The sequence below is a fragment of the Pseudomonas sp. P5_A12 genome (genome assembly GCF_056400685.1).
Genome location: NZ_JBFUKU010000091.1, coordinates 1 through 19,031 on the forward strand (window position 1 = coordinate 1; position 19,031 = coordinate 19,031).

Annotated in this window: 19 protein-coding genes; 5 read left to right on the plus strand and 14 right to left on the minus strand. The window is 58.4% G+C overall.

The window, feature by feature from the left end; all coding sequences use genetic code 11:
• The 8 genes from msrP to mrcB all read right to left on the minus strand — a co-directional run.
• Positions 1-990, minus strand: a 990-nt coding sequence (msrP, locus tag AC1DSG_RS14550) for a protein-methionine-sulfoxide reductase catalytic subunit MsrP (RefSeq protein WP_477791506.1), incomplete at its 3' end; no start/stop codon positions are given.
• A gap of 63 nt (positions 991-1,053) precedes the next feature.
• Positions 1,054-1,911, minus strand: coding sequence for a CDP-diacylglycerol--serine O-phosphatidyltransferase (pssA, locus tag AC1DSG_RS14555; protein WP_477791507.1), 858 nt, complete (start codon positions 1,909-1,911; stop codon positions 1,054-1,056).
• A gap of 145 nt (positions 1,912-2,056) precedes the next feature.
• Complete coding sequence (ilvC, locus tag AC1DSG_RS14560) at positions 2,057-3,073, minus strand: ketol-acid reductoisomerase (protein ID WP_477791508.1); 1,017 nt, start codon at positions 3,071-3,073, stop codon at positions 2,057-2,059.
• Between the two features lie 48 nt (positions 3,074-3,121).
• Positions 3,122-3,613, minus strand: a complete 492-nt coding sequence (ilvN, locus tag AC1DSG_RS14565) for an acetolactate synthase small subunit (RefSeq protein ID WP_003176102.1) — start codon at positions 3,611-3,613, stop codon at positions 3,122-3,124.
• A 2-nt stretch (positions 3,614-3,615) separates the two neighbouring features.
• Positions 3,616-5,340 carry an acetolactate synthase 3 large subunit gene (locus AC1DSG_RS14570; RefSeq protein WP_477791509.1) on the minus strand — a complete coding sequence of 575 codons (1,725 nt, stop codon included), beginning with the start codon at positions 5,338-5,340 and terminating at the stop codon, positions 3,616-3,618.
• A gap of 498 nt (positions 5,341-5,838) precedes the next feature.
• Positions 5,839-6,174 carry a YqcC family protein gene (locus AC1DSG_RS14575; protein WP_477791510.1) on the minus strand — a complete coding sequence of 112 codons (336 nt, stop codon included), beginning with the start codon at positions 6,172-6,174 and terminating at the stop codon, positions 5,839-5,841.
• Positions 6,174-6,920: a tetratricopeptide repeat protein gene (locus AC1DSG_RS14580; protein WP_477791511.1), complete on the minus strand. Its 747-nt coding sequence runs from the start codon at positions 6,918-6,920 to the stop codon at positions 6,174-6,176. Before AC1DSG_RS14580 ends, AC1DSG_RS14575 begins: the two co-directional genes overlap by 1 nt.
• Before the next feature lie 16 nt (positions 6,921-6,936).
• Positions 6,937-9,261, minus strand: coding sequence for a penicillin-binding protein 1B (mrcB, locus tag AC1DSG_RS14585; RefSeq protein WP_477791512.1), 2,325 nt, complete (start codon positions 9,259-9,261; stop codon positions 6,937-6,939).
• Positions 9,262-9,379: 118 nt separating this feature from the next.
• On the opposite strand from mrcB, the gene AC1DSG_RS14590 reads away from it, so the two are divergent.
• The 3 genes from AC1DSG_RS14590 to AC1DSG_RS14600 all read left to right on the plus strand — a co-directional run bounded on the left by AC1DSG_RS14590 (position 9,380) and on the right by AC1DSG_RS14600 (position 11,885).
• Entirely contained in the window at positions 9,380-10,936 is a 1,557-nt protein-coding gene (locus AC1DSG_RS14590; protein ID WP_477791513.1) for a bifunctional aminoglycoside phosphotransferase/ATP-binding protein, read from the plus strand.
• Between the two features lie 89 nt (positions 10,937-11,025).
• Positions 11,026-11,370, plus strand: coding sequence for a pentapeptide repeat-containing protein (locus AC1DSG_RS14595; RefSeq protein WP_477791514.1), 345 nt, complete (start codon positions 11,026-11,028; stop codon positions 11,368-11,370).
• Between the two features lie 242 nt (positions 11,371-11,612).
• Positions 11,613-11,885, plus strand: a complete 273-nt coding sequence (locus AC1DSG_RS14600; protein ID WP_477791515.1) for a TfoX/Sxy family protein — start codon at positions 11,613-11,615, stop codon at positions 11,883-11,885.
• A 265-nt stretch (positions 11,886-12,150) separates the two neighbouring features.
• Here AC1DSG_RS14600 and AC1DSG_RS14605 read toward each other — a convergent pair whose 3' ends face one another.
• The 4 genes from AC1DSG_RS14605 to AC1DSG_RS14620 are packed head-to-tail and all read right to left on the minus strand — an operon-like array spanning position 12,151 to position 15,696.
• A complete protein-coding gene (locus AC1DSG_RS14605; RefSeq protein ID WP_477791516.1) occupies positions 12,151-13,002 on the minus strand; it encodes a ChaN family lipoprotein in 852 nt (283 codons plus the stop codon).
• A 20-nt stretch (positions 13,003-13,022) separates the two neighbouring features.
• Positions 13,023-13,790: a heme ABC transporter ATP-binding protein gene (locus AC1DSG_RS14610; RefSeq protein ID WP_477791517.1), complete on the minus strand. Its 768-nt coding sequence runs from the start codon at positions 13,788-13,790 to the stop codon at positions 13,023-13,025.
• Positions 13,790-14,773 carry a FecCD family ABC transporter permease gene (locus tag AC1DSG_RS14615; protein WP_477791523.1) on the minus strand — a complete coding sequence of 328 codons (984 nt, stop codon included), beginning with the start codon at positions 14,771-14,773 and terminating at the stop codon, positions 13,790-13,792. The genes AC1DSG_RS14610 and AC1DSG_RS14615 overlap by 1 nt, the downstream gene beginning before the upstream one ends.
• A 50-nt stretch (positions 14,774-14,823) precedes the next feature.
• Positions 14,824-15,696 (minus strand): heme/hemin ABC transporter substrate-binding protein, encoded by an 873-nt coding sequence (locus AC1DSG_RS14620; RefSeq protein WP_477791518.1) that lies wholly within the window; start codon positions 15,694-15,696, stop codon positions 14,824-14,826.
• 146 nt (positions 15,697-15,842) lie between these two features.
• Here AC1DSG_RS14620 and AC1DSG_RS14625 point away from each other — a divergent pair, with 146 nt between their 5' ends.
• Positions 15,843-16,160, plus strand: coding sequence for a Rieske (2Fe-2S) protein (locus tag AC1DSG_RS14625; protein ID WP_477791519.1), 318 nt, complete (start codon positions 15,843-15,845; stop codon positions 16,158-16,160).
• On the opposite strand, the gene sfsA is transcribed toward AC1DSG_RS14625, so the two are convergent.
• Positions 16,157-16,870 carry a DNA/RNA nuclease SfsA gene (gene sfsA / locus AC1DSG_RS14630; RefSeq protein WP_477791520.1) on the minus strand — a complete coding sequence of 238 codons (714 nt, stop codon included), beginning with the start codon at positions 16,868-16,870 and terminating at the stop codon, positions 16,157-16,159. The two genes, AC1DSG_RS14625 and sfsA, sit on opposite strands and share 4 nt — an antisense overlap.
• Positions 16,870-18,042, minus strand: coding sequence for a pyridoxal phosphate-dependent aminotransferase (locus AC1DSG_RS14635; RefSeq protein ID WP_477791521.1), 1,173 nt, complete (start codon positions 18,040-18,042; stop codon positions 16,870-16,872). The genes sfsA and AC1DSG_RS14635 overlap by 1 nt, the downstream gene beginning before the upstream one ends.
• A 333-nt stretch (positions 18,043-18,375) precedes the next feature.
• Between AC1DSG_RS14635 and dksA the strand changes: the two genes are divergently transcribed.
• A complete protein-coding gene (dksA, locus tag AC1DSG_RS14640) occupies positions 18,376-18,819 on the plus strand; it encodes an RNA polymerase-binding protein DksA (protein WP_477791522.1) in 444 nt (147 codons plus the stop codon).
• Positions 18,820-19,031: the final 212 nt, after the last annotated feature.

Below are 19,031 nucleotides of genomic sequence, written 5' to 3' on the forward strand. Positions count from 1 at the left end.
CCCTGTATATAGAGAGGCGACTTCATCCGAGTAGCCATTGAACATCTGCGTGTCCCGCACATTCGGCTTGAACAACCCGCTGGGCAAACGACGCTCCCGCGCCTGAGTCCAGCGCGGATGATCAACCGTGGGATTCACATTCGCGTAGAAACCATACTCATCCGCAGCAATGCTCTGCCATGTCGTTTTCGGCTGCTCGCTGACCAGGCTGATACGCACAATGGATTTGATGCTCTTGAAGCCGTACTTCCAGGGCACCACCAGGCGCAGCGGCGCTCCATTCTGATTAGGCAACTCACGCCCGTACATGCCTACGGCCAGAATCGCCAGCGGGTTCATCGCCTCATCCAGACGCAGCCCTTCTACATACGGCCAGTCAATCAAGGCAAAACCTGACCGCTGACCCGGCATACTCTTGGGATCTTCCAGGGTTTCGAAACGAATGTACTTCGCCTTTGAGGTCGGCTCGACTTGCTTGAGCAAGGCCGAGATGGGGAACCCTATCCACGGAATGACCATCGACCACGCTTCAACACAACGAAGACGATAGATCCGCTCCTCCAACTGATAGGGCTTCATGAGGTCTTCCAGCGCATACCGCCCCGGCTTGCCCACTTCTCCATCCACCACCACGCTCCACGGCTCGGTCTTCAGTGCGCTTGCATTGGCAGCAGGGTCGCCTTTATCAGTACCGAACTCATAGAAGTTGTTGTAGTGGGTTGCATCTTTGTATGGCGTGATCGCTTCGTCCTTGACGAGGACCGCGCCCCATTTAGTAGAAGGAAGCTTTTCGGCAAACCAGGCCGGCGCTTTTCCAGACTCGACGTCCGCATAGCGTGCAGCCTCTTCGGCACTGGCCCAGCGCGGCAGGCTACTGGCCGCCAAACCTGCGACAGCGGCACCGAGAACATTACGACGAGATAGATAGAAGGATTCAGGCGTGACGTCCGACTCATGGCAGTCAGACGCTTTGGGGACTTTGATCAGCATGGCAACTCCGCAGCTTTGGAAAACAGTTGCACCAATAGACTGCGGAGTATGRGGGAAATTACATCACTCGGCGYTTTTGYGMCGACGMAGGYGCARCAGGTAYTGSAYMGGGCCSGAMGCCGCRTAGGCGAGGAAMACCAGCAGCAGAATGCGYGGYGGATCACTGAASACCACMGCAAAYACCAGCACCACCGCMAGAATCGCCACRAAAGGWACRCGCCCTTTCARGTCCAGCTCCTTGAAGCTGTTGTACTTGATGTTGCTGACCATCAGCATGCCRGCAGCTGCCACCATCAGCGCAACCAGGAAGGACATCTTCGATCCCTGAATACCGTAGTCACTGAACGCCCAGACAATCCCGGCGACCACACCCGCCGCAGCCGGACTGGCCAGGCCAATGAAGTAGCGTTTATCCGCGGTACCAACCTGAGTGTTGAAGCGTGCAAGACGCAATGCAGCTCCCGCGACATAGATGAAGGCGACCATCCAGCCGACCTTGCCCATATCACCCAAGGCCCAGCCAAACGCCAGCAACGCCGGCGCAACACCAAAGGCGACCATGTCTGACAGTGAGTCGTACTCAGCACCAAAAGCGCTCTGGGTATTGGTCATGCGAGCCACACGGCCATCAAGACCGTCGAGCACCATCGCCACGAAAATCGCGATCGCGGCAAAAGCAAAGTACTTGCTCGCAGTGCCCGAATCACCGGCACTCAACGCCGCCTGGGCACTCATTGAGTTGATGATGGAATAGAACCCTGCGAACAGGTTCGCAGTTGTAAACAGATTCGGCAGAAGATAGATACCACGATGCCGGACTTTACGGCCTTCAGCGTCATGCCCTTCTTCGATGTGCTCATCGATGGGCAGCAGGCTTTCGGCGTCAGGAGCCTGGTTTGGCTCTTCGGGGCGTTCGCTCATGGACGTTACCTTGCAACAGGATGGAAAGTTTTCGACAGGTGTTTGGGACGACGGTTCGGCCACAAACGATGCAGCTTTATACCAGAAGCGGCGATCCAAACGAAAAAACGCGGCCTAGGCCGCGTCTTCCGTACAAGGGCGTGACTTAGTTTTTGGCTTTGTCGACGATCTTGTTGGCACCGATCCACGGCATCATGGAGCGCAGTTGCTCGCCGATGATTTCGATACCGTGAGCGGCGTTGTTACGACKCTTGGCGGTCATCGAAGGATAGCCGGTTGCGCCTTCGCTGATGAACATCTTGGCGTATTCGCCGTCCTGAATACGTTTCAGGGCGTTGCGCATGGCCTGACGGGATTCAGCGTTGATCACTTCCGGACCAGTCACGTACTCGCCGTACTCAGCGTTGTTGGAGATCGAGTAGTTCATGTTGGCGATACCGCCTTCGTACATGAGGTCAACGATCAGTTTCAGTTCGTGCAGGCACTCGAAGTAGGCCATTTCCGGCGCGTAGCCAGCTTCAACCAGGGTTTCGAAACCGGCTTTGACCAGCTCAACAGTACCGCCACACAGAACGGCTTGTTCGCCGAACAGGTCGGTTTCAGTCTCGTCCTTGAAGGTGGTTTCGATGATGCCGGTACGACCGCCACCAACGCCAGCAGCGTAGGACAGCGCAACGTTCTTGGCGTTGCCGGAAGCGTCCTGATAGATAGCGATCAGGTCAGGGATGCCGCCGCCTTTGACGAACTCGGAACGAACGGTGTGGCCCGGTGCTTTCGGCGCGATCATGATCACGTCGAGGTCAGCGCGAGGAACAACCTGGTTGTAGTGGATCGCGAAGCCGTGGGAGAAGGCCAGGGTGGCGCCTTTCTTGATGTTCGGCTCGATTTCGTTCTTGTACAGGGCAGACTGGAACTCGTCCGGGGTCAGGATCATGACCAGGTCGGCAGCTGCAACAGCGGAAGCAACGTCGGTCACTTTCAGGCCGTGAGCTTCGGCTTTGGCAACAGTGGCCGAACCTTTACGCAGACCAACAGTAACGTCAACGCCGGAATCTTTCAGGTTGCACGCTTGAGCGTGGCCCTGGGAACCGTAACCGATGATGGCAACTTTCTTGCCCTGGATGATCGACAGGTCGCAGTCTTTTTCGTAATAAACTTTCATGAAATTCCCCTATATATCCAGGCCGTTCAGGCCATTCGCTAATTTGGTTTAGATGCTGAGTACTTTGTCGCCGCGGGCAATACCGGTTACGCCGCTACGGACGGTTTCCAGAATCGACGCAGTGCCAATGGACTGAATGAAGCTGTCGAGCTTGTCGCTGGTACCGGTCAGTTGAACGGTATACACGCTGGCGCTGACATCGACGATCTGCCCACGGTAAATATCGGTAGTGCGTTTGATCTCGGCACGCTGGGCGCCGGTGGCCTTGACCTTGACCAGCATCAGTTCGCGCTCGATGTGAGCACTCTCCGACAGGTCGACCAGTTTGACCACTTCGATCAACTTGTTCAGGTTCTTGGTGATCTGCTCGATGACTTCATCGTGGCCGACGGTGGTCAGCGTCAGACGCGACAGAGTCGGGTCTTCGGTTGGTGCCACGGTCAGGCTTTCGATGTTGTAGTTGCGCTGCGAGAACAGGCCGACTACACGAGACAGAGCGCCCGGTTCGTTTTCCAGAAGCAAGGAAATAATGTGTCGCATGATTAAGTACGCTCCGTCTTGCTCAGCCACATATCGCGCATGGAGCCGTCTTTGATCTGCATCGGATAGACGTGCTCGCTGGTGTCGACTGAAATATCCAGCACCACCAAGCGATCCTTCATGGCGAACGCCTCCTCCATCTTCGACTTCAAATCTTTCGAGTCGGTGATGCGCACGCCAACGTGACCATAGGCCTCTGCCAGCTTGACGAAATCAGGCAGCGATTCCATGTAGGAGTGCGAGTGACGGCTGCCGTAACTCATGTCTTGCCACTGGCGAACCATACCCAGAACGCCGTTGTTCAGGATGACGATTTTGACCGGCAAGCCATATTGCAGGCAGGTGGACAGTTCCTGAATGTTCATCTGGATGCTGCCCTCGCCCGTCACGCAGACAACGTCGGCATCCGGGAAGCTCAACTTGATCCCCATGGCCGCCGGGAAACCGAAGCCCATGGTGCCCAATCCACCGGAGTTGATCCAGCGGTTCGGCTTGTTGAACTTGTAGTACTGCGCCGCGAACATTTGGTGCTGGCCCACGTCGGAGGCCACAAAGGCATCGCCCTTGGTGACTTCGCACAGGGTTTCGATCACGGTCTGCGGCTTGATGACGCTGCCGTCGCCCTTGTCGTAAGGGAACAGGCCTCGATCACCGCGCCACTCATCAACCTGCTTCCACCAGCTGGCGACGGACTCTTTGTTCGGGGTCTCGCCGATTTCCTTGAGGATCGCGACCATTTCGGTCAAGACGCTCTCGACCGGGCCGACGATAGGCACGTCTGCCTTGATGGTCTTGGAAATCGAAGCCGGGTCGATGTCGATGTGAATGATCTTGGCATTCGGGCAGAACTTCGCCGGGCCGTTGATCACGCGGTCATCGAAACGCGCGCCGACCGCAAGGATCACGTCGGCATGGTGCATGGCCAGGTTGGCGGTGTAGCTGCCGTGCATGCCGAGCATGCCGATGAACTGACGGTCGGTGCCAGGGTAGGCACCCAGGCCCATCAGGGTATTGGTCACTGGCAGGTTAAGCATCTTCGCCAATTCGGTCAGCGGCGCGGAGCCACCACCGAGAATCACACCACCACCTGCGTACATCACTGGGCGCTTGGCCGCCAGGAGCATTTCTGCCGCCTTGCGGATTTGCCCGGAGTGACCGCGGACGGCCGGGCTGTAGGAACGCAGCTTGGCTTTTTTCGGGAAGATGTATTCGAACTTCTCGGCCGGGTTGGTCATGTCTTTCGGGATATCGACAACGACCGGGCCCGGACGACCGGATTGCGCCAGGTAGAACGCTTTCTTCATGACTTCCGGGATTTCCGATGCGTGCTTGATCATAAAGCTGTGCTTCACGATCGGCCGGGAGATACCGATCATGTCGGTTTCCTGGAACGCATCAGTGCCCACCATGCTGCTAGGCACCTGGCCGGAAATGACCACCATCGGAATGGAGTCCATGTAGGCCGTGGCAATACCGGTGATGGCGTTGGTTGCGCCCGGACCGGAAGTCACCAATACCACGCCGGCTTTACCGGTGGCACGGGCATAACCGTCAGCCATATGGGTCGCAGCCTGCTCGTGACGAACCAGGATGTGGGTCACTTCCGGTTCTTTGAACAGGGCATCGTAGACATGAAGAAGAGCACCACCCGGGTACCCGTAGATATATTTGACGCCTTCGTCACGCAAAAAGCGGACGAGCATCTCACCGCCAGATAAAAGCTCCACGTTGTTCACCTCTAAAACGCCAGAATACCGCCCACATAAACGGGACGGGTCTTAATAGGTTTACTTCTCAGCAGAGCATGAGCGACGGTGGTCGCCGACTACGTCAGCACTGACTGAGCAAGTATTGGGATCGTCCCAAGTGTTGCGGGCCTTTCCCACCCAGCGCGAGGTAACGCGTTGCGGGTGTAACAAGTCGGCGCGGGTGTGCGCCTCATGATCTGCTGAGTGGGTCTGCTTCTGGCAGTCCCTCTACAGCGGACTTTGGATTCTTCTGTTTCGTCCTCTGCAAGTCAAGTCGTCAATGTGCTTAATTGAAGTAAGCACATGAGAAAGCAAGAAAAAATCGCCAAACAGCGACTGTGTTAGCTTCGATTGCGCAACTCATGACCAGGAAATAGCAAGGCGATAGGCATAGCCTGACCAACCCGCATCGTCAGGAACGTCAGCGAAGCACAGAAACAATGGGATAACTGCCAGTAAGCACTGGCAGTTGCCGATTCAGCGGGCGGTGGTGATCAGCAGGTCGAACTCTTTGAGCAGCACTTGCAGCTGCCGATCCTTGCCCTGGACATCACGGGCGGCGAAGACCATTTCGGCCATCTCCTGAATCCCGGACACCGTGGGCAAAGGCAGATCCTGCTCGAGAATCATCTTCATCCGAGGCAGGAAGATCCATTGCAGCCACTGCTCGAAGTCCAGCGTATCGACCGAAAATGGCTCGACGCTGGAAAGCGCTTCAGCGGAGGGCGGTACGTCATCCCACCACCCCTGCACCCGCAGTTCACGCTCAATCAGCAGCAACTGCTCGGCAATCTTCGGGAAACGTGCGTCCATCACAGCGATACCTTGGCCTTCTGGCGGGCCAAAGATGCGCCGGCAGAATCACCTTGCTTGTCACGCGCTTGGGCAATCAAATCCCAGAGGCTGGCTTGAAGATCCGGACGGCCATTGGCGAACGTCAGACCACGACGAGCGAATTGTTCAGCCTGCGCGGMATCTCCTTGAGCCATGCGCACTTGAGCCAGGCGATAAAGCACTTGCGGTTCACGCGGCGCGACGCGCTGAGCACGCTCCAGACTGGACGAAGCACCGTTGAGGTCGCCGCTTGCCTGTTGCTGCGAAGCCGTGGTCAACAACGCCAGCACCGGGCCGTCCAGTTGCTCGTCGGCTGACAGACCGCCAGCGTTCGCCGAAGGAATTCCGCTCGGCGTCGGCGGCATGCTGTAACTGCCCTGATTGATCGGTGCCGACTGGACCGGCGACGTATCGATCGGCCCAGGAATAATCGGGCCTGGCGTAATGGCCGAGGTACTGATCGGCGCCGAGGTGGCGGCGCCGCCGCCCGGGACCATCACCACCACACCAGTGTCGCCTTGCGGAATCGCCTGGGTCTGGGATTGGGTCTGGGCTTGCGCAGGACGCTTCACAGTCGTCTTGCGAAAGCCGCCATTCGCCGAAATCCGCTCACTGTTGGACACAGCCGTGCCGGAATCCTCAACCGGAATCGAACCGCGTTGTACGGTGGAGCAACCGCTGAGCAACGCCACGGTGACAACTGCTGGTATCAACCACTTGTTCACTTGAATCCCTCTTTGCTTAATTCATCCAGCCCTTGACCCAATCCATCACCGTTTCACCGGAAGCAGGGCCTTCGCCACCACAAGCCGCACCGGGAGGTGGTTCGCTGCCGCGAATATACGGCATCTGTACAGCGCCTGGGCAGCCCGCATCGGAGCCTTGCCCGGTACGCGAATCGACCCAGGCTTGAACAATGTTGTCCGGCTGCGGCATGTCCAGCGGCAGCGGATCGGCCTTACGCATAAAACTGGTCCAGACCTGCAAGGCACCGGTAGCGCCGGTGAAAGGCGTCTTACCGTTGTCATCGCGACCCAGCCAGACCACCGCCAGCAAGTCCTGACTGAAACCGGCGAACCAGCTATCCCGGGAATCGTTACTGGTCCCGGTCTTGCCGGCCAGGGTCAGGGTCTTGGGCAACACGTTATAAACCGAACTGCCGGTACCTTCACGCATGACCCGCTGCATGGCGCTCTGGATCAGGTAAATGGACGCCGGGTCAAAACGCTGCTCGATCTGGAACGGATAGCGCTTGAGCGGTTCGCCTTCGGCGGTCAATACGCTACGAATCCCACGCATCGGCGTATTGAAACCACCGTTGGCGAGGGTCTGGTACATGGTCGCCACTTCAATCGGCGTCATGCCACCTGCGCCCAGCAACATCGACGGGAACGCAGGGAATTCGCGAGTCAYGCCCAGGCGAGCCAGGGTCTTGAGGACATTCGGTACACCCATTGCCAAGCCAAGACGCGCGGTCGACAGGTTGTAAGAATGCGCCAGCCCCTGATACAGGAACACCGTACCGTGGGAACGGCGATCATAGTTCTGCGGTTTCCAGACCTGACCGTCCGCGCCTTTGACCGAGAAGGATTCGTCTGAAAGCCAACTGGTCAGGGTGTATTGAGTAGGCTTCTCAAGAGCCGTCAGATAAACCGCCGGCTTGATCAACGAACCGATGGGGCGTACCGCGTCCAGTGCACGGTTGAAACCGGCAAAACTGGCCTGGCGACTGCCGATCATAGCCTGGACCTCACCGGTTTCCGGGTTCGTCACTACCATGGCCGCTTCGACTTCATCGGAACCCTTGCGACCGGACAGACGCTTGAAGGTGTCGTTGACGGAGGCTTCGGCTTTCATTTGCAGAATCGGGTCGAAGCTGGTGAAGATCCGCAGTCCCTCTTCGGTCAAGTCTTCGTCGCGGTAGTCTTCGCGTAACTGGCGTTTAACCAGATCGATAAAACCCGGGAACGAGCTGTCGGCCAGCTTGCCGCGCGTCGTCACACCCAGTGGCATTTTCTTCGCAGCAGCGACCTGCTCAGCGGTGGCGACACCTTGTTGCTCAAGGACATCGAGCACCAGATTGCGCCGCTCAAGCGCCCGCTCAGGATTGCGACGCGGGTTGTAATAGGACGGTCCCTTGACCATCCCCACCAACATGGCAACTTGATGCAGTTTCAGTTCGGACAACGGCTGCCCGAAGAAGAACTGGCTGGCCAGACCGAAACCGTGAACCGCGCGCTGGCCGTCCTGACCGACGAACACTTCATTGAGGTAAGCCTCAAGAATGTCTCGTTTGTCGTAATGCAGCTCAAGCAACATCGCCATCATGGCTTCGGTGAGTTTGCGCGACAGGCTGCGTTCACTGGTCAAGTAGAAGTTCTTGACCAACTGTTGTGTCAGCGTACTGCCGCCCTGGGTCATCTTGCCGCCAGAGGTGTTGACGTAGACGGCCCGGACAATCGACTTGGGCGACACGCCCCAGTGGCTATAGAAGTCCCGATCTTCCACGGCAATCAGGGTTTCCAGCAGATAAGGCGGCACCTGATCGATTTTGATCAGGATGCGGTCTTCCAGGTTTTTCGGGTAAATCCCACCGATCATCAGCGGCTCCAGCCGCACCACTGAAAGCTTCGAACCGTTGGTCGCAGAGAGCTCCGCGACATAGTCGCCGGAGAAACGTACGCGCACGGGCTGAGGTTTCTCCAGGCCTTCATAGAACTGGAATCCACGGGTATTCAAGTCGACGGTATTGCCGTTGACCGATGCAGCGCCCGGGCCGTTGCTCACGCTTTCGCGTCGGTAGCCCAAGGCGTCGAGTTCGGTGAGGAAATCTTCCTTGCTCAGCTTCTGTCCTGTGAACAGCTCAAGCGGGCGCGCATACACCTTGGCCGGGATAGTCCAGCGCTTGCCGGAGAATTTTTCCTGGACGATAGCATCAAGGTAAACCGCGAATCCGGCGAGCACGACAAGGCCGACCAGACTGAGTTTAAGGGCCCAGCCCAGCCATGGGCTCAGGCCCCTGGAAGGTGGTTTTTTTGGAGTGCGGGGGGATCGGGTACGAGTCATGGCGGCGGATTATACGCACTTTACTCAGACTCAACAGGCACCCTCCAAGGTTTGCGTCAGGCGGACTTGCGGCCATAATGGCGGCCTTGAATTTTTCCCAGACTCTGAAGGATCGCCTGTGAGCCAGTCCCTGATCGCCGCTCTGCAAAACCCGGCCCTCTACCCGCATCCGGTAGACGGATTCCAGGTCATCGAAACCCATATTTCCTGGGTCATCCTCACAGGTCCCTTTGCTTATAAAGTGAAGAAGCCCGTGAATTTCGGCTTCCTCGACTTCACCAGCCTCGACGCACGCGAGCACTTCTGCAGTGAAGAACTGCGTTTGAACCAGCGCCTGACCAACGACTTGTACCTGGAAGTGTTGCCAATCACCGGCAGTGCCGAAGCACCACAACTGGGCGGTGAAGGTCCGGTCGTCGATTTCGCCCTGAAAATGCGTCAATTCCCACAAAGCCAGCTGCTCAGCACCCTGCAGGCCAATGGCGAACTGACCACCGCGCACATCGACGAGATGGCCGCGCAGATCGCTCGATTCCACCTCGGCGCACCGAAAGTCCCTGCCGAACACGAAGCGGGTAACCCGGACAGCGTCATGGCGCCCGTGCGCCAGAACTTCGAACAGATCCGCCCGTTCCTCAACGACAAGGCCGATCTGCTGCAACTCGATGCCCTGCAAGCCTGGGCCGAAAGCAGCTTCGAACGCCTCAAGCCACTGTTCGCCCAGCGCAAGGCCGAGGGCTTCATTCGTGAATGCCACGGTGACATCCACTTGGGCAACGCCACCGTAATCAATGGCAAGGTCGTGATCTTCGATTGCATCGAGTTCAACGAACCGTTCCGCTTCACCGACGTCTACGCCGATACCGGTTTCCTGGCGATGGACTTGGAAGACCGTGGCCTGAAATCCCTCGCGCGCCGTTTCATCAGCCAATACCTGGAGCTGACCGGGGACTATCAAGGCGTTGAACTACTGAACTTCTATAAAGCCTACCGCGCACTGGTTCGCGCCAAAGTCAGCCTGTTCAGCATGCCCGCCGAAGCCGATCCGGTGCAGCGCGCCACGACCCTGCGCCAGTATCGCAACTACGCCAACCTCGCGGAAAGCTACAGCACCATTCCTTCGCGTTTCCTGGCAATTACCCACGGCGTGTCCGCCGTCGGCAAGAGCCATGTCGCCATGCGTCTGGTCGAAGCACTGGGCGCCATTCGCCTTCGCTCGGATGTAGAACGCAAACGACTGTTCGGCGAGCAAACTGTAGCGAATGACCCACATGCCGGCATTTATAGTGCTGACGCCAGCGCCGCCACCTACAGCCGTCTGCATGAGATTGCCGGGATCCTTCTGCGCGCCGGTTTCCCGGTGGTGATCGATGCCACTTACCTCAAGCGCAACCAGCGCGACGGCGCGGCAAAAATCGCCGAGGCCACGGGGGCACCGTTCCTGATCCTCGATTGCAATGCGCCGCAAGCCGTAATCGAGAGCTGGCTGGCACTGCGCCAGGCAGACAACAAGGATCCGTCCGACGCCAACCTGGCCGTTATCGAAGCCCAGCAAGCCAATCGTGAACCGCTGACGCCAGCAGAGATTCTGTGCAGCAAGCGTGTCCAGACCAATGAAAGCGGAACCCTCGACACGGTCGTTGCGCAAATTCGTCAACGCATGCCAGGCCTGTAAAACAATTTCGGCCGTGAAGCCTCCCCTGGCTTCACGGCTGTCAAATAGTGGCACTATAATAGCACCACAAAACCATCAGGTGACGCGACATGAGCCAGCCCAAACTTCTCGACACCCCGCTGTATGCCTTGCTGCATAAAGACGACATCTCAGGGTTCAACAACGAGCGGCCCAAAGATGGACCTATCGATATGTCCGGCGGCGACTTCCGCGGCCTGGACTTGCGTGAACTGAATGCGGATGGCATCGACTTTACCAATGCCTATTTCCGTTCCGCGGACTTGCGCGRCATCGATTTTCGCAATGCATCCCTCGAAGGTGCCAGCCTTGCCCACGCACAGATCTCCGGCGCGTACTTCCCGCCAGAGCTGAGCGCGGACGAGATCCTGATGTCGATGAACTTCGGCACTCGCCTGCGTTATCGCACTCGTTAAAAAAACGACGTTTTACCTGACAAGTCCAGCGCCCCCGCTTTGCGCTGGACTCCGTGTTTGCTCCCGACAGCTAGACTTCCAGTACCCACCCCATTGCATTCGCCGACATTCACCCAAGTTGTTGAGTTTGCTTCTTAGAAGCTTTTGCGACGAAAACCGCCAAACAATCACGCTTTTCCTACTGATGGCTACACTCCTGAGAAGCTCGCCCACGCACCGCTCGGCTGTCGCAAGGAGGCTTGATGAATGATGAACTGCAACACCTGAAAAATCTTGGCAAGACATCGGCGCAGTGGCTGCATGCCGTGGGTATCCACAGCGCCTCGGACTTGCGTCGCCTTGGGGCGGTGGATGCTTATCGGGCCGTGCGTACGCGCGGGTTTCGGGCGTCCAAGGTGTTGTTGTATGCGATCGAAGGCGCATTGATGGATGTGCACTGGAACGACATCCCAGCCGAGCGTAAAGAAGACTTGAATAAACAACTGGAAGCGATTTCGTCACGCCACAAGGTTTGAAGGCATTGATTTCGCTCAGGCGCACAGCCCGACTACCCAGTGATGACAGGGCTTTGACGCGGGTTGACGGCGCATTTAAAAGAAATCAAAAAACAGCGATTGACTTGGTAATGAGAATCGATATGATTATCACAACTGGTCGCGAGACTGGTCGATATTTGAAAAGCCCTTGGTTCGGACTCTCAGATATCTCCTCATCAGGCTAATCACGGTTATTTGACCCGGCTCTTGCCGGGTCTTTTTTTGCCCGTTAAAAAACCGGACGTTATTTGCCAAACTGCTTACGCATCTGCGCGCAGTAATCCTGAGGCGGTGAAGCGGGGGTGTACCAGACGTAATCGGCCATTGCTGCTGTTACCACGGCCCCCTGCTCTGCCAGCATCAACACCGTCGGCGCTTGCGCCTGCCCCAAATCCAGCACATGGATCGGCACGCCAACGTCCTTGCGCGCGTGATAGGCACCGGCAAACAGCAGTGAAGGCGTCGGGGCTGCCAGTAAGCGCTCAGCCATTCGCCGATCTCGTTGCTGCTGGACTGCCAGCATGGCGGGCATTTGTGAAGTGGGCAGCAAGCCGCAATGGGAGTCGCTGATTTGCACCAGCAACGCTTCCTTGACCGACGCGGCATTGGACTGTGAACCGCTCAATGCCGGAGGTTTGGCATAGACCGCACGAACGTCGAGGTTATCCAGATTGGCCGCGAGCAGCGGATATGGCTGAGTCAGTGCGAAACGTACGATCGGCCCGTACAGGTCCCAGTCCCAACCCTCCTGCCAAGCCAAGGCAGCCGGCAGATCTTCCGGTGTCGTCGAGGCATTACGAACGTCATCGACGCGCTGTTGTTGATCCAGCGTCAGCATTTCCAGGAGCAAACTGCCTTGTGGTCGCTGCTCCCCCAGAGACTGCAGCAACCACAGTTGCAGTTGGTGGTGATCGCGATTGTCATGCTGCTCACCGACGATCAGCCGCGAAGGCTTGGCAAGTCGTTCGATCAGTTCCTGCTCCGTCAGGGTTTCACCGGTACTCAGGTCCCGAATGTCAGCGCTGACCGGTGGTGGCACCGAGACATGTTGGCAGGCACTCAATAGCAGTACGGCCAACAGCAAAATTCCACGCATGTTCACCTCGATGAAAAGTATCAGCGGGCGATGATCAGCGGATGCCCACGCTCCGGATGCTGCTGGACCAATACTTCCAGCCCGAACACGGCTTTGAGCGGTTCGGGCTTCAGGACCTGTTCCGGCGTATCCAGTGCCACCGGACGCCCGCCCTCAAGCAGTAACAGACGATCACAATACCGCGCCGCCAGGTTCAGATCATGCAAGATGACCAATACGGCCGCGCCGCGATCGGCAAACACGCGCACCGCTTGCAGTGTGGTGTGCTGATGCAGCGGGTCAAGCATTGAGGTCGGCTCATCGAGCAACAGCGTCTGCCCCGCCTCGCCCGGCCAGAGCTGCGCCAGCACCCGGGCCAGATGCACCCGCTGCCGCTCGCCGCCGGACAACGCCAGATAGCTGCGACCACTCAGGTGCCCGGCATCGGCGGCGTGTAACGCGGCAGCGACAATCTCGTCGTCGCGCACCCGACCACTTTGATGGGGCAAACGCCCCATACCCACCACTTCTTCGACGCGAAAGGCAAAGTCCAGGGTCGACACCTGCGGCAGCACCGCCAGGCGCTGCGCGCGCAGTGCGGCGGCCCAGTGGCGCAGTTCGCGATCATCGAGCCAGACGCTTCCTTGATGAGCATGCAATTCGCCGCACAAGGCACCGAGCAGGGTACTTTTGCCGGCGCCATTGGGGCCGAGCACGCCAAGCACTTCGCCAGGCCGGAGCTCAAGCGTGATGTCCGTCAGTACAATCTTGGCGCCGCGACGGATTTGCAGATTCTGCGTGCGCAACATCAGGCGCGCCTCCGGAGCAACAAGAACAGGAAGAATGGTGCACCAATAAAGGCCGTGACGATGCCGATCGGCAGTTCGGCGGGCGCCATAGCCAGTCGCGCCACCAGATCGGCAAACAACAGAAGACTCGCACCTGCCAGAACCGAGGCAGGCAACAATACTCGATGATCGGGACCGGACAGCAAACGCACGAGGTGCGGCACCACCAGCCCGACAAATCCGATCATCCCCGCCGCCGCCACCGCCGCGCCAACCCCCAGTGCTGTGCAGAACACCAATTCGCGCTTGAGCCCCTCGACGTCGATGCCCAGATGTCCGGCCTCCGACTCGCCCAGCAATAATGCATTCAAGGCCTTGGCTCGACGCGGCAACCACAGCGCCACGGCTGCACTCACCACCAGCAACGGCCAGAGTCTGGCGTAACTGGCGCCATTAAGGCTGCCCAGATTCCAGAACGTCAGCGTACGCAGAGTCGCATCGTCAGCCAGATAGGTGAACAACCCTACCGCCGAGCCCGCCAAAGCCGTCAATGCGATACCGGCCAGCAGCATTGTCGCGACGTTCGTCTGACCGTTGCGTCTGCCCAGTCGATATACCAAAGCCGTCACCCCCAAGCCACCGAGAAACGCACATACCGACAGCAGATAGGGCCCGAACGACTCCGGCAGGCCGCCAAATATTGACCCACCGACAATCGCGATGGCCGCACCCAATGCTGCGCCGCTGGACACCCCCACCAGTCCCGGGTCCGCCAGCGGGTTACGAAACAGGCCCTGCATCGCCACACCGGTCAGCGCCAGCACGCCGCCCACCGTCAGTCCCAGCAAGGTTCGCGGCAGACGGATCTGCCCCACGATCAATTCAGCCTGCTCCAGACCGTCCGGCGCGATCGGCAATCCGACCAAACGCAGCGCGGCGTGCAAAGTGTCGAGCAACGGCAAACTGACCGGCCCCAGTGCCAGCGACAGCCAGATCGCCAGCAAACACAGAAGACTCAGGCCAATGAACAGTGCACGAGGTTTAAGCAGCACGGTCATTGGCCAGCCGTGCCAGGAAAGAACCCGTCAGACAGCTTTTTCAGGCTATCGGGCAACCGTGGTCCCAGCCCGCCCACCAGCAACGTCGGATCCAGCTCTATGACTCGACCATCCCCCGCCGCGCGGGTCGAGGACAGCATCGGGTTTTCCTTGAACAGCTCGGCACGCGCCGCATCCCCCGTTAGTGCGCGGTCGGCAAACACCAGCACTTCGGGGTCCAGGCTCACCAGAGACTCGACAGAAAAAGGCTTATAGCCGGTATGCGTGGCCAGGTTGTGACCACCCGCCTGTTGCAACAACCAATCGGCGGCGGTGTCCTTGCCAGCGATAAGCGGTTTGCCGCCCGCATGCCCGAGCAGCATCAGCACGCCCGGTGATTGTTGCGTCAGCTGTGCCTGGGTCACGCGGATTTTTTGTTGATCGAGTTGCGCCTGATACTGCTGGTACGCCTGGGCAGCCTGGTTTTCAGCTCCCAGCAACTTGCCCAGATGCTGCAAATTGCCCTGCAATGCAGGCAAATCCGGCTGAGCCGAGAACAACTCGACCTGTACCCCGGTGTTTCGAACCTGCGAGAGCACCGGCGGCGGGCCCATTTCTTCGGTGCCGATCAGTAGCTGCGGGCGCAAGCTCAAAATGCCCTCCGCCGACAATTGCCGCTGATAGCCAATGCTTGGCAGCGCCTTGAGGCTTTCAGGGTGCTGACTGGTGGTGTCGACACCGACCAGTTTCGATTCGCCCCCCAATGCGCTCACCCATTCGGACAACGCGCCACCGGCACTGACCCAACGTTGCGGCAACTCGGCTGCTGCGCCATGGTGACTGACGAAGAGTCCGACACAGAGCGCAGCAACGCGTGTACTCAGGCGCATAAATAGCTTCCTATACAGTTTTCCCAGGCATCGCGATGGCAGGCCAAGTATTCTCAGCCTCTGGCACCTGCGCCCGACGGGCAAGGTGGCCATTTGATAATTGCTTGCATTTGAACGTCAAGCTCGGACATTTCTTGAGGATATACATGAAGTTTCTTTGCACCGGTGCCGAATTGGCTGACACCAGCAGTCGCGGTTTCGACATCGAAGGGCAGAAGCTCTTTGCCGTACGCCGCAGCGGCCAGGTCTACGTCTACGTCAATCGCTGCCCGCACCGGGGGGTTGGCCTGGAATGGACGCCAGACAGCTTTCTCGACCCCAGCAGCAGCCTGATCCAGTGCGCCACCCATGGCGCACTGTTTCTGATCGAAGACGGCGAATGCGTTTCCGGCCCCTGCGCCGGTCAATCGCTGACCGCCGTGCCCTGCCGTGAAGACGCGCAAGGCATCTGGGTCAGCCTTTAGCCGTTGAGCAGCACGTCCAGGCGTCGATCAACCACCATCTCTTCATGGGTCAAACGCACGCCATAGGCCAGCACCTCGACCCCGCACGCCACGGCCTCACGCAAGGCCGCCGCGTAGGCCGAATCGATTTCTTCTGCAGGACGCACGGCTTCGATGCCGGTCAAGTTGACGCAATACAACTGAACCGCACGAATCCCGTCCCGGGCCAAGTGCGCCAATTCGCGCAGATGCTTGGCCCCGCGCTGGGTCACTGCGTCGGGAAACGCGGCCACCGAGGAACCGTCGAAGCCCAAGGTGACGCTTTTGACTTCTACATAAGCCGGGCCGCCGGGGTAATCGAGACGGAAATCGATGCGGCTGCTTTCCTGCCCATAGGCAACTTCGCGCTTGAGCTCGGTAAAACCGTTCAGCTCGCTGATGACACCGGCGCGCAGTGCCTCTTCTATCAAACCGTTGGCCCGCCCGGTATTGACGCAAAACAAGCGCCCTTGAGGGGTTTCGCCGACTTCCCAGGTGCCGGGCAACTTGCGCTTGGGGTCATTGGAGCGGCTGAACCAGACCTGTCCACCTTCGACTTGGCAATTGAGCATTGAACCCGTGTTGGGACAATGAATAGTCAGCAACTCGCCGCTGACGGTTTCGATATCGGCGAGAAAACGCTTGTAACGGCGGATCAGGCGCCCTTCTTCGAGGGGAGGATGAAAACGCATCAGCCTTGCCAGCTCTTCAAACCGCGAGCGATCCGCTCGACCGCCTCCTGCAAGCGCGGCAGGCTTTGGGTGTAGGCAAAACGCACATGGTGCCCAGCGTGAAAACGCCCGAAATCCAGTCCAGGGGTAATTGCCACATGTTCGGTTTCGAGGAAGTGCCGGCAGAACGCGAAGGCATCTCCGCCGAATTTGCTGATATCCGCGTACAAATAGAACGCGCCTTCCGGCTCCACGGCAATGCCAAAACCCAGCTCGCGCAAGGCAGGCAGCAGGAAATCGCGACGACGGCCAAATTCGGCGCGGCGCTCTTCGAGAATGCTGATGGTCGCCGGCTCAAAGCAGGCCAATGCGGCGTACTGGGCCATGCTCGGCGCGCTGATGTAAAGATTTTGCGCGAGCTTTTCCAGTTCACCGACGGCCGCCTCCGGGGCGACCAGCCAACCGAGACGCCAGCCAGTCATGCCGAAATACTTGGAAAAGCTGTTGAGCACAAAGGCGTTGTCATCGACTTCCAGCACGGTGGCGGCATCAGTGCCGTACGTCAGGCCGTGATAAATCTCATCCACCACCAGGTGGCCGTGTCGAAGTTTGATTGCCGCAGACAACCCCGCCAGCTCATCGCGAGTCAGGATCGTCCCGGTCGGATTGGCCGGGGACGCCACCAATGCGCCGACGCTGTCGTGATCCCAGTGACGCGCAACCAGATCAGGGGTTAGCTGATAACGCACCTCGGGACCTACAGGAACAAGCTGCGCCGCACCCTCCACCAATCGCAGAAAGTGCCGGTTGCAGGGGTAGCCGGGATCCGCCAGCAGCCAGTGTTTGCCTGGGTCCACCAGCAAGGCACTGGCCAGCAATAAGGCGCCAGAACCGCCGGGGGTGATGAGGATTCGTTTGGGGTCAATGTTCAACCCGTAACGCTGCTGATAGAAATTGGAAATGGCCCCTCGCAACTCGGGAATGCCCCGCGCAGCGGTGTAACGGGTCTTCCCCGCCGTCAATGCGGCGTGTCCGGCCTGAATGATCGGCTCGGCGGTGGTGAAGTCCGGCTCGCCGATTTCCAGGTGGATCACGTCGTGGCCAGCCGCTTGCAATTCATTGGCCCGCGCCAGCAACGCCATGACGTGAAAAGGTTCGATTGCACGACTGCGGGCACTGTAGGACTGAGCCATTAGCCTTCCTTCAACAGAGAAAAAAATCAATTCTACCCAAGCGCAGGAACGAGCGAGAGCCTAAAGCGGTCAGACGCCTTAGCACCTGAACATAAACGACTCAAACGAGTACCCCAAGTTTGACTAAAATCAATATTTGACCAGGTCTCCAACACCACCAGACAAGGCCTTGCAATGATTTGCATGCGCTGCGAGCCACTACTTCAACATCCGGGAGTAGCGCGCCCCGATTTGATCTGGTAAGTTCGCCCGCTTGCAGCCGCAGGGCCGGCAGGTGTCGGTGATGGAGCAATCCTGCGCAGATGGATTACAAGAGTAGAGGCGGTCCATTTCATGCCCACCCAAGCAAAGCAACAGCAAAACCCGACGATCAGCGGCTTCGAACCCTATAAAGAAGTGAAGGGCGAGGAGTACATGGGCAAGCCCATGCGCGCGCACTTCACCAAGATCCTGAACAAGTGGAAACAGGACTTGATGCAGGAAGTCGACCGTACTGTTGATCACATGAAAGACGAAGCGGCCAACTTCCCGGACCCGGCAGACCGTGCCAGCCAGGAAGAAGAATTCAGCCTCGAGCTGCGTGCCCGCGACCGCGAGCGCAAGCTGATCAAGAAGATCGACAAGACGCTGCAACTGATTGAAGACGAAGAATATGGCTGGTGCGAGTCCTGTGGCGTCGAAATCGGCGTCAAGCGACTGGAAGCCCGCCCTACCGCTGACATGTGCGTTGACTGCAAGACCCTGGCGGAAATCAAGGAAAAGCAAGTCGGCAAGTAACATCGACTTGAACGAAGAACGGAGCGTGCGAACGCTCCGTTTTTGTTTCTGAAATTCGCCGCTGCAGAAAACCTGTGGGAGCGAGCCTGCTCGCGAAGGGTTTTCAGCTTCAACATAGATGCTAGATGACCCACCGCATTCGCGAGCAGGCTCGCTCCCACAGTAGATCTCCATGAACACATTATTTGTGTTCGACAAAGAGCCCCTGTGGG